This window comes from Wolbachia endosymbiont (group B) of Schoenobius gigantella (assembly GCF_964031005.1).
Taxonomy (GTDB): domain Bacteria; phylum Pseudomonadota; class Alphaproteobacteria; order Rickettsiales; family Anaplasmataceae; genus Wolbachia; species Wolbachia pipientis.
The window spans coordinates 972,204-983,707 of sequence record NZ_OZ035002.1 but is presented as its reverse complement, the minus strand read 5'-3'; the positions used below and the strand labels follow the sequence as shown (position 1 = coordinate 983,707).

Below are 11,504 nucleotides of genomic sequence, written 5' to 3'. Positions count from 1 at the left end.
TACCTTAAGTATAGCATAAATACTGACAATCTTGCAACTTTATTAAAAATTTAACGCTCAATACTAACACTTAAATCCTGATATTCCTTAGAATAGAAGTTAGTTCCAATTTCTGTATTAATGTCCAAAGATAAGGCAAGGGTCTGCTCTTTTATATATTCAAACCACGTATTTATTGCTTCCTTAATTTTCTCTTCTTCTGTTTTGATTATTACTCTGATTCTATCTGATATATGAAAATCAGCTTGTTTTCTGGTTTCTTGAATGAGCCTCACGACATCTCTCGCTAACCCTTCTAGAATTAATTCATCATTTAGTTCAGTATTTAGAATGACAATCCCTTTATTGTTATCAAATACAGAGGAATATTCACTGTTTGCTTTTAACAATAGTTCATATTCGCCTTTTTCTATAATATAGTTCTCTGATTCGTCTCCTAGAAATATCTGCTCATTCTCAACTTGCTTCCATTTTCCCTCCTTGACATATTGAACTAGCTTCTTGATTTTGTCTGGAATTCTTTTCCCAAGCAGTGGGAAATTTAGCTTTAACTCTAGTGATGCAATACCTTCAAGTCTGTTTACTAATTCCAAGCTTTTTACATTCACCTCATCTTTTATCATCTCCTGGTACTCATTTGAATCTGCAGCACACTGGATCCCAGTGTCAGCTACTTGGATAACAGGAGAGAACTCTGGGATGACAGAAAGCGGTTCACCTTCAAGAAAACTACAGGAAGACTGATGATAAATGATCATACTGCCAAGCGGCTGTCTGATACGTATATTAAAAGTGTTTCTGATCGAAAGTGCAGAGTTGCACACCTCTCTCACTAGATCCATCTTGGCAATGAGCTGACTATCAAACTTCTCTAATTGTGGAAAATTAGCCAAATGAACAGATGTTTCTTCATACTTAAGCCCTTGCCATATATTCTCTGTTATAAGTGGCAACAAAGGAGCTGCAGCTCTTAGTATGTAATAAAAAACCGTATATAGAACATTATAAGCATCAGTTTTATCCTGATCCAAATCACTTTTCCAAAAACGCTCACGACTGCGACGAATATACCAGTTATTCAGCACTTCAAAAAAATCTATCAGAATTTTGCAAGCCTCTTGGGAGCTATAGCTGTTCATAGAAGCTTGGATACTTTCTACAGCTTCAAAACATTTGGAAATCATGTAGCGATCAATAGTACTTTGATAATCCTTACAAACTTCAGCTTTAATTCCATCTGCATTTGCATACATAGTAAAAAAGTGATAACTGTTCCAAATAGGTTTTATTACGTTTTTCAGAACATCTCGTATTGAGTTTCCTTCTTTATCGAGTAGCAAATTACCACCACAAATAATAGATCCAGAAAGCATAAGAAAACGCAGTGCATCAGAACCGTATCTATCAAAAACCTCCATTGGATCTGCATAGTTATTCAAACGTTTGGACAATTTTTGCCCTTTTACATCCAAAACAACACCGTGGCATATGCAGTTCTTAAATGGTTCCCTATTAAACAAAGCAGTGGACAATACAAAGAGCGTATAAAACCACCCCCTGGTTTGCGCTATGTATTCAGTGATAAAATCCGCAGATTCAAACCACTCCTTATTTTCAAACGGATAGTGGATTTGCGCAAATGGCATCGAGCCAGATTCAAACCAGCAGTCAAACACGTCAGGTACACGGCGCATAACTGATTTTCCTGTTGGATCATCAGGATTTAGTCTTGTTAAAGTATCGATAAATGGTCTGTGCAAGTCGTCTATTTTAACATTAAAATCTCTCTCCAGTTCTTCTATTGAACCATATACATCTACTCTTGGATATCTCGCATCATCTGATTTCCATACAGGGATTGGCGTACCCCAGAATCGATTGCGTGAAATTGACCAGTCGTGTGCCCCTTCAAGCCATTTTCCAAATTGACCATCTCTAATGTGGTTTGGTATCCAATTAACTCTCTTATTTAGCTCTACCATTCTGCTTTTGAATTTTGTAACAGCAACATACCAAGAAGGCATAGTTCGATAGATCAAAGGAGTGTCAGTTCTCCAGCAGTGTGGATAATTGTGAATATATTGCTCAGTCTTAAACCAACTTCCCTGCCCTTTCAATTTTTTTATTACTGTATCATTGGCATCAAAAACATGAACCCCTGCCAAATCTGAAACTTCAGCAGTAAATTTTCCACTGTTATCAATTGGACAAATAACTGGAATATCATGGCTTTGGCAAAGGTAAAAATCTTCCTCACCAAATCCAGGAGCAGTATGCACAACGCCAGTACCGTCTTCTTCCGTCACATAATCAGCAATAAAAACGCGAAATGCATTTTTTGTGTCTTTAAAATAGTCAAACAGTGGTTTGTAAGAAAGACCTGCAAGATCATTCGCTTTAAGTTTTATATTGCAGTTTTCATATGGAATATTGTTTTGTTCAGAGTGGCTGATAAATTTCTCTAAGTAGCTTTCAGCAAAAATGTATATTTCACCATTCATTGAACTTCCTTCACTACTCCCTGTCATCCCAGTGCCCAGACACTGGGATCCAGAAATAGATTCCAGCGTCACGCGCTGGAATGACATCAAAGGGTGGACTGACACTGCACAATACTTAATATCTTTTCCTATTGCTAAAGCCAAGTTGCTCGGCAACGTCCAAGGAGTTGTAGTCCAAGCAAGTAATTTACACTTTCGTTTAACACTTTTAAATTGCTGTGGGTTTTCTAAAAGCTCAAATGCAACAGTTACAGCTTTGCTAACTTTTTCTCTATACGCGTTATCAAGCCTTGTTTCGAAATTAGATAATGGAGTTTCGCATGCCCAGCTATATGGTACAACGCGCACTGATTCATACACCAGACCCTTATCATAAAGCTGCTTGAATGCCCACATGACCGACTCCATGAATGATTTATCCATAGTCTTATAGTCATTGTGAAAGTCTACCCACCTTGCTTGCCTATTTACATACTTCTCCCACTCTGATGAAAATTTCATCACAGAAGTACGGCAATGATCGTTAAATTTATCTATACCAAACTTCTCTATCTCAGTTCTACCAGATATTCCAAGTTCTTTTTCTGCACCCATCTCAGCCGGCAATCCATGGCAATCCCAGCCAAATCTACGTTCAACCCTTTTTTGAAGCATAGTTTGATATCTTGCAAATGCGTCTTTGATGAAACCAGTGAGTAAATGTCCATAATGCGGAAGTCCATTTGCAAACGGAGGCCCATCGTAAAAGACAAAACAATTATCCTTGGAACGTTCTTCAACTGACCGCTCAAAAACTTTGTTTTCCTGCCAAAATTTTATGATTTCCTTTTCTAACGATAAAAAATCAGGACTACTTACTGTATCAGGATAATGCTTTGACTTCATGTTCGCTATGTAAAACTAAAGAATATAGGGCTTTCTGAAAAATTACAAATTCAAAAATATTTCCGTAGCTCACACCCCAACAAACTATTCTGCCGAGCTTCCAATACCTTTTTTTAAGTTTTACTTGCAGTTTTTATTGTTTTACTTAACATTAACCCAAGCTTTAGGGGTATTTTATGGATCAGAAGACAGATAAGTTTCCACAATTTTTAAAAATGTTGTGCTTTGTTGAAATGTGGGAACGTTTCTCTTACTATGGAATGAGGGCACTTTTGGTCCTATTTTTGACTTCTCACTTAGGTTTCACTGATGAGAGGGCCTTTACTATTTACTCATTATTTGCTGCAACAGGTTATGCTATACCAATACTTGGAGGTTTTTTAGCTGATAAGTTGATGGGATTCCGCAACATGGTGTTGCTTGGAGGGATAGTGATGATAGCAGGTCATGCTTGCATGTCATTGGTTAAGTTTGAACCAGGTTTATTATATTTAGGTTTATCTCTAATAGCCATAGGTACTGGTATGTTTAAAGGGAACGTAACTAACTTACTTAGTTCATGCTATGGCAAAGACGATCCTGAACGTAGCAGAGGCTTTACTTTATTTTACGTAGGTGTGAATATTGGAGCAATATTGGCTTCTATTTCATGTGGTTATGTAGCCCACTTGTTTGGCTGGCACTACGGCTTTGGTTTAGCTGGTATTGGGATGTCTATAGGGCTAATCTTTTTTCTCAAATTTCAGAATCTTTTAGGAGATAGCGGCCTTTCTCCTTATCCAGAGCTTATGAATAAGCGCATATTAGGGATTAAAATTTTTGGTATAGTATTGATAGGAAGCTTTCTGTCATCATCAATAATTGCTAAAATGCTTATACATAGTGAATTTTTTACTAATATGCTCATATTTATTGGAATAACAGCTCTGGGCATATTTATTTATATAATATCTAAATTATCAGCAGAACAAAGACGAAAATTAGTGGCATTATCTATTCTTGTGGTATTTTTCTTGTGTTTTTTTGCTTTAGAAATGCAGCTTGGCTCTTTGGTTAACTTATTCACCGAAAGAAACGTTATTAACAATGTATTAGGTATAACAATCCCAGCTTCAGTTTCTCAAGCCATAAATTCTTTGTCAATTATAATATTTGGCTTTCTTTTTGGAACATACATGAAGTTTAAGCAAAAATATGCAACTTCCATGTTTACCCTTGGCCTTCTGACAATGGCTATGTGTTTTTTCACACTGTACATAGGATGTTTAAACTCTAACATTGAAGGTAAAGTAGAATACTTATATTTAATAATTGCTATCTCCTTTATGGGACTGGGAGAATTATGTATTGCTCCATTAGTCCAAGAACAAGCAACTACACTAGCCCCCAAAAACCTTAGAGGAGTAGTGATGGGTATAGTAATGCTGTCATTAGCGTTTTCTAACCTAGCCGGAGTTGCAATATCAAAATTTATGTCAGTTCCTTCAGTAAATGGTAAAATAAATTATTTAGAATCTTTAGAAATATATAAAGAGGGTTTTTTAAAGGTGGGAATATTTAATTTAATGCTCGTTATTGTATTTTTATTCTTCTTCAATTTTATACATAAAGTTGTTACTAACTCATCTTGTACAAAAAATTGATATAGGTAAGCTCAAATTTGTAGGTTTAAGGTACCCGTTCAGCAGAGGTAGCAATTAAACTTTGTAACTTTTGAAAAAGATTATGATTGCATTTTTTCAATACTCTTTGCTTAAGATTTATATTTAACGCTGCTTAAAATCAGTGAAATGCACACCCCAGCAAACTACTCTGCCGAGCTTCCAACACTTTCACATTTACTATTTTGTCCCTGTATTTATCTTCAGAATCATCAATGCACACTGATTGCATATATGGGCTTTTACCAATAATTTGGTTTTGGTGTTTACCTTTTTTATCGCTAAATAGAACAGGTATAGTTTTACCTACCATACTCTGGTTAAACTCAAGTTGTTGCTTACTAATTAATTTCTGTAAACGAAGAAGGCGCTCTGTTTTAACCTCTTCTGGTACTTGATCTTTTCTTTCCGCTCCCGGTGTGCCTGGTCTTGGGCTGTATTTAAAACTATAAGCCTGAGCATATCTAACTTTTTCTACTAATTTCATAGTTTCTTCAAAATCTTTTTCGGTTTCTCCAGGAAAACCAACAATAAAATCAGAAGAAAATTCGATTTCAGGTTTCAATTTGCGAAATCTGTCTATTATTTCCAAATACTCCTCTGCAGTGTGTTTCCTGTTCATCGCGTGCAATATTTTATTCGAACCAGACTGCACAGGCAGGTGAACAAACGGCATGAGCTTTGGCTCTTCCGCATGTGCCAAGTAGAGAGATTCATGCATATCTCTTGGATGAGAAGTTGTATAACGAATCCTCTCTAGCTTTTCAATTTTAGCAATATGACTAATTAATTTTCCTAAATCCCACACTTCCCCTTCGCACTCCCCATGGTAAGCATTGACGTTCTGACCAAGCAAATTGATCTCATTTGCCCCATTTGCAACTAATTTCAATGCTTCACGAAATATTTCATTCACTGGCCGTGAATACTCAGCTCCACGAGTATAGGGCACTACACAAAACGTACAAAATTTATCACAACCCTCTTGTATGGCAAGAAACGCAGAAGACCCCTGGCTATTGCCATAGCATTCATCTGGCAATTTATCAAACTTTGCAACTTCAGGAAAATCAGTGTTTATTACATGACCTTTACTTCTGCTTGCTTTGACTATCAGCTCCGGTAAGGTAGCGATACTCTGCGGACCAACAACAATATCAACAAAAGGAGCCCTTCTGAACACTTCTTCTCCCTCTGCTTGCGCTACACACCCAGCCACCACTATAGTCATTTCTTTTCGTAACGAATGAATCTTCCCAAGCTCTGAGTAAAGTTTTTCTGCTGCCTTCTCTCTAATGTGACAAGTATTCAGTATCACTAAATCGGCTTTCCCTGCATCACTAACAACGTTGAACCCCAAAGGTTTAATTACATTTTCCATTAAAACGGAGTCATAAACGTTCATCTGACAGCCGTAAGTTTTAATATATAGGCCTTTCATATTTGGTATGTCTTTTTCAAAATTTCTTCACCCTACACGTAAATGTCTAACAGACCAGCGCGTGACGCTAGTGAACTTGCTAGCACAATAGATTTTGACAAAATTATACGAAAAACTGGATCCCAGTGTCAAGCACTGGGATGACAAGTTCTCGGCAACCCCTACGTCATACCATCACGGTATCTCTAGATCCCGCTAACAAGTAGCGGGATGACGGTTGTCAGGGTGTCATGAAAGTAGCTAACACTGGCTTCCATCCAAGAGGGCAGTGCCCTCTTCTTGTCATCCCAGTGCTTGACACTGGGATGGCTTTGTTGCATCGCTACTTATGAAAGGCTAACTATAGTTAGGATTATAAGCAACCTATTGAAAATCTTGTTTTTTTGCAATCAATCTGATCAAATTTAAGAATAGTAATTTGTTATTTATATTAATAAATTTAATTCTATTGAAAATAGCTAAAGCATTGAAATTCTTGAATTTTAGCCGGATTAGTGAGTGGTAGTGAAATTTCTTTTACTCAAATTTAGGTATTCACTGACCGTTCTTGTTATAAATACCAGAATAATAAGCTACTGATATTCTCTACCTTTTTTATCTTTATCCATCATAGCTAGCGATGCAACAAAGCCCACTGGGATCCAGGAAAAAGAATGGTGTCATGCAAGTAGCTAACACTGGGATCCAGGAAAAAGAATGGTGTCATCCGAGTAGCTTGACACTGGCATCCAGAAGACTTAATTGCAAGTAATGCATTGAGTTTGGTGAGTATGGGTTTTGCGTTATAGAATGAAGCACTTTTGGTGAATTTGTAAAGAAAGCTGGATCCCAGTGTCAAGCACTGGGATGACAAGAAAGGGAGCACTGGAATTTTTATTTCAGTATTGTACATTAGCCATGCATCTGAACAGATACGAGCTTTCTGCTTTTTTTGGGTAAGGTCAGTCAAAAAGGTTTTACAACAACCATAATAACTATAACTATTATCAATACTGTAACTGCTTCATTTAAAACGCGAAAATAAATATGTGACTTCTTATTCGAACCCATTGCAAAATTTTTCCTATATTTTGCAAGTAGCATATGAATAATTAACATCAAAAGTATTGCAAATGCTTTTACATGAAACCATCCTTCACGATATGCTTCCCTAATAACCATTAGTGTAATTCCAAGACCAAGTGAGAAAAGCATTGCAGGGTTTATGATATATCTAAGTAGCCTCTTTTCCATTGTTTGAAGCAAGCTATCATTTTCCGATCCCGGTTTTACAGTTGCATGGTAGACATAAAGCCTGGGTAAATAAAGCATACCTGCCATCCACATGATAACAGAGATAACGTGAAAAGCCTCAAGCCAGTGGTAATAGTTCATTAGCAAAAATTTAAAATTCCTGGTATTGTGTTAGTTTAATGAAAAAGAAATCGATATGAAAGCAGAAAATTTCACTAAAGAACAGATAATTGGATTCTACAGGAAAATGCTACTCATACGCAGATTTGAGGAAAAAGCAGGACAATTATATGGGATGGGATTAATAGGCGGGTTCTGTCACCTATCAATAGGACAAGAAGCAGTTGCAGTTGGAACTCAAGCTGCATCAAAATTAGGTGACGCTTTTATCACAAGTTATAGAGACCATGGCTTAATGCTCGCATGTGATTCTGATCCAAATGTTGTAATGGCAGAGCTTACCGGCAAAGAAACAGGATGCTCGAAAGGTAAAGGTGGTTCGATGCACGTATTTGACGTTGAAAAAAAATTCTTCGGCGGGCATGGAATAGTGGGAGCACAAGTTCCAATTGGCACAGGAATAGCATTTGCTAATAAATATAAGAAAAAAGATAATGTGGTATTTACATATTTTGGCGACGGTGCTGCAAATCAAGGACAAGTATATGAATCGTTTAATATGGCATCTTTGTGGGAGTTGCCTGTGGTTTACATCATAGAAAATAATGAATACGCAATGGGAACCTCCGTGCAAAGGTCAACTTTAGTAACAGAGTTATATAAAAGAGGAGAAAGTTTTGGTATTCCTGGAAAACAAGTTGATGGAATGGATTTTTTCTCTGTTTATGAGGCTACAAGCGAAGCAGCGGAACACACACGCAGCGGAAAAGGGCCTATCCTGCTTGAAATGAAGACATATCGATATCGCGGTCACTCAATGTCAGATCCTGCTACTTATCGCTTAAAAGAAGAAGTTGAAGATATGAAGCAAAATCATGACCCTATAAGCACTTTAAAGAAATACATGACAGATAATAAAATGGCTTCAGAAGAAGAGTGCAAAGTAATTGATAAGGAAATACGTGATTTAGTAAAAAAGTCGGAAGATTTTGCCAAAAATAGTAAAGAACCAAGCGTTGATGAGCTGTATACCGATGTTTATAAATTTGTTAGCTAATTTTTTTATCCAGAACTGTACAAACATTGTATAGTAAACGATGTCATCCAAATAGCTCCTTCTCCCGTCATCCAAGTGCCCTCCTTTTTTTGTCATCCCAGTGCTCTGACTACTTGGATCCAGCTGAGTTGGTGAGTATAAAAGTATAGCTAACGCAAGCTCTACGTCATGCCGCCGCGAACCGTCATACCGCGATTCATTCGCGGTATCTCTAGATCCCGCTAACAAGCAGCGGGATGACGGTTGTCAGGCTAGCTGTCATCTCAGTAGTCTCCTTCTCCTGTCATCCGAGTAGCTGACACTGGTTCCTTTATGACGGCAGTAGCCCCTTCGGTGTCATTCCAGTGCTTGACACTGGAATGACACCAATAATTGACATTTCACTAGATATTCATTATAAATAATGGAATGCTACAAAGTATAAAAACCATATTAATAGAAGACGATAACGTTAGGCTGGATAGGTACATCAGAAGAATCTTTCCTGATCTAAAGCAATCTGTAATTGAAAAATCTTTAAGGAAAGGATTAATCAAAGTTGATGATTGCAAAGCAAAGTCCAGTGATAGAGTAAATTCTGGGCAAACTATAACGCTGAAGCACTTGAATTATATTGAAAACGCTAATTCTGATCGCAAATATAATGAAAAGTTAGTGAATCTACTAAGAGAGAACATATTATATGAAGACGAATATATACTAGCTATAAACAAACCCGCAGGGGTCATCGTTCAAGGTGGCGTAAAAGTAAAGATTAGCATGAGTGATTTGCTTGACCAAATAAGAGAGGGAGAAACATTTAAAATTGTCCATAGGCTAGATAGAGATACGAGTGGAGTGATAATATTCGCACGCAACGCTAATGTTGCCAGATACCTTATGGAAGAATTTAAAGGACGAAGAGTAAAAAAAACTTATTTAGCATTAACTTCTGGCATACCGAGCAAGGATAGTGGAACAATAGACTATCCATTGGTGAAAAAATATGTTTCAGGTCAAGAAAAAGTGGTCGTTGATGAAAATTCACCTCAGAATGCCACTACGCATTTTTCAATTATAGCAAAATCCAAACACAATGTTGCTTATTTAAAATTACAACCAATTACCGGCAGAACCCATCAGTTACGTGCACATTTAGCTCATATAAATTGCCCTATTCTTGGTGACGGTAAATATGGTGGTAAAAAAGCTTTTATTGATGGGATAGCAAATAAAATTCACCTTCATTCGCATTCTTTATCTTTAAAACTGCCAAACAATAAAGAAATCACTATCACCGCTCCTATCACTAAACACATCGAAAAATCCATTGAAGCGCTATTTTTCGACTGAAACGATTTCACCAATCAACTTTTCTGTCTTTGGCTTTAATTTGAAGCACAGATATTAGGCTAATTAATGCGCAGGCAGTAAGATAAATGCCTGCTGCAAGTTTTGTTTCGGTTTTTTCTATAAGCCACATGCATATGTATGGAGAAAGGCCACCAAAAATTCCTGCAGATATATTATTTGCTAAGCTTACGCCAGTGCATCTTACTTTTGTTGGAAACAGTTCACAAATAACAGAACCATATATTCCAAAAGATGCACCTACTGGTATAGTAATCAATAAGTAAGTTATTATTACGACATAGTGGTTAACGGAAGATAATAATGGTAATACACATGTACCAATCAGAGATAGCATAATCAGTACAGGAATCATTACGCGTTTTCTTCCAACTTTATCAGATAAAATTGCAAAAAGTACCGCAGATGCTGCAAATACAACCTGTATTACTATCCTCATTAAATCTTTAACACTAATAGATAAAATAACTAGCTCTTTTATTGATATATTATAAAACATTATTGCTGCGTAGACAATTGCATTCTGAGCAATTCCCAGATTGATTGAAATAATAAGCGGTCTTTTATAGTTTCTTACTAGTTCTAACAATGGTGAATGTGCTAAATTATTAGCGTACTTATTAGTTTTATATGCTAAGCTTTCTTTTAATATGTACCTAGTTAAAAAACCTATTGTCCCCCAAAAAAAGCAAAAATAAAAAAGCAACTTCCATCCCCATATTTCATAGTTCTCACCTGTAACTCTTTTGCAGATAAATATCATTGTTATGCATAAGAGCGTTCCAAGGGCTCCGCTAAAGGGCTTCATACTTCCTAAGAAACCTAGATTTTTTTTATCTTTTGAATGCTCTATCGTAAATGCTGTATTAATGCTTGTTTCACCTCCTGCAGTTATTCCTTGCACTATTCTACAAAACACAAGCAATACAGGTGAAAGCAACCCTATTTCTTTATACCCAGGTATAATTCCCATAATTGTGGATGATATTGAAATTAATATTACTGAAGTAAGTAAAGTCTTTCTTCTGCCATACTTATCTCCCATATAACCAAAAATTACTGCACCAATTGGTCTAAACGCAAAACCAATTGCAAAAACACCAAGGAATTTGAGTGTACTCAAATAATGATCTTCTGATGGGAAAAAAACGTTGATGATTGTATCTGTTAATACTCCAAAAAGAGTGAGTTCATACCACACAATCATGTTACAGATCATGCCCGATAGTATTGCTTTTTGGATATTATTCATGGTC

At 36.6% G+C, this 11,504-nt stretch carries 8 protein-coding genes; 3 read left to right on the top strand and 5 right to left on the bottom strand.

Going from position 1 to position 11,504, the window contains the following annotated elements; translation table 11 throughout:
• Nucleotides 1-50 precede the first annotated feature (50 nt).
• Nucleotides 51-3,386, bottom strand: a complete 3,336-nt coding sequence (locus ACQH2O_RS04520; RefSeq protein ID WP_070356811.1) for a class I tRNA ligase family protein — start codon at nucleotides 3,384-3,386, stop codon at nucleotides 51-53.
• A 176-nt stretch (nucleotides 3,387-3,562) separates the two neighbouring features.
• Here ACQH2O_RS04520 and ACQH2O_RS04515 point away from each other — a divergent pair, with 176 nt between their 5' ends.
• A complete protein-coding gene (locus ACQH2O_RS04515; protein ID WP_425385087.1) occupies nucleotides 3,563-5,029 on the top strand; it encodes a peptide MFS transporter in 1,467 nt (488 codons plus the stop codon).
• Nucleotides 5,030-5,168: 139 nt separating this feature from the next.
• Here ACQH2O_RS04515 and miaB read toward each other — a convergent pair whose 3' ends face one another.
• The 3 genes from miaB to hemJ all read right to left on the bottom strand — a co-directional run bounded on the left by miaB (nucleotide 5,169) and on the right by hemJ (nucleotide 7,862).
• On the bottom strand, nucleotides 5,169-6,488 hold the full coding sequence (miaB, locus tag ACQH2O_RS04510) for a tRNA (N6-isopentenyl adenosine(37)-C2)-methylthiotransferase MiaB (RefSeq protein WP_010962578.1): 1,320 nt from the start codon (nucleotides 6,486-6,488) through the stop codon (nucleotides 5,169-5,171).
• 613 nt (nucleotides 6,489-7,101) lie between these two features.
• Nucleotides 7,102-7,380, bottom strand: coding sequence for a hypothetical protein (locus tag ACQH2O_RS04505; RefSeq protein WP_425385086.1), 279 nt, complete (start codon nucleotides 7,378-7,380; stop codon nucleotides 7,102-7,104).
• Nucleotides 7,381-7,433: 53 nt separating this feature from the next.
• Complete coding sequence (hemJ, locus tag ACQH2O_RS04500; RefSeq protein ID WP_010082641.1) at nucleotides 7,434-7,862, bottom strand: protoporphyrinogen oxidase HemJ; 429 nt, start codon at nucleotides 7,860-7,862, stop codon at nucleotides 7,434-7,436.
• Between the two features lie 55 nt (nucleotides 7,863-7,917).
• Between hemJ and pdhA the strand changes: the two genes are divergently transcribed.
• Together pdhA and ACQH2O_RS04490 are read left to right on the top strand one after the other, a co-directional pair.
• Nucleotides 7,918-8,898, top strand: coding sequence for a pyruvate dehydrogenase (acetyl-transferring) E1 component subunit alpha (pdhA, locus tag ACQH2O_RS04495; protein WP_006279887.1), 981 nt, complete (start codon nucleotides 7,918-7,920; stop codon nucleotides 8,896-8,898).
• A gap of 408 nt (nucleotides 8,899-9,306) precedes the next feature.
• On the top strand, nucleotides 9,307-10,230 hold the full coding sequence (locus tag ACQH2O_RS04490) for an RluA family pseudouridine synthase (RefSeq protein ID WP_006279888.1): 924 nt from the start codon (nucleotides 9,307-9,309) through the stop codon (nucleotides 10,228-10,230).
• Between the two features lie 7 nt (nucleotides 10,231-10,237).
• Here ACQH2O_RS04490 and ACQH2O_RS04485 read toward each other — a convergent pair whose 3' ends face one another.
• Nucleotides 10,238-11,500, bottom strand: a complete 1,263-nt coding sequence (locus ACQH2O_RS04485; protein WP_038198717.1) for an MFS transporter — start codon at nucleotides 11,498-11,500, stop codon at nucleotides 10,238-10,240.
• Nucleotides 11,501-11,504: the final 4 nt, after the last annotated feature.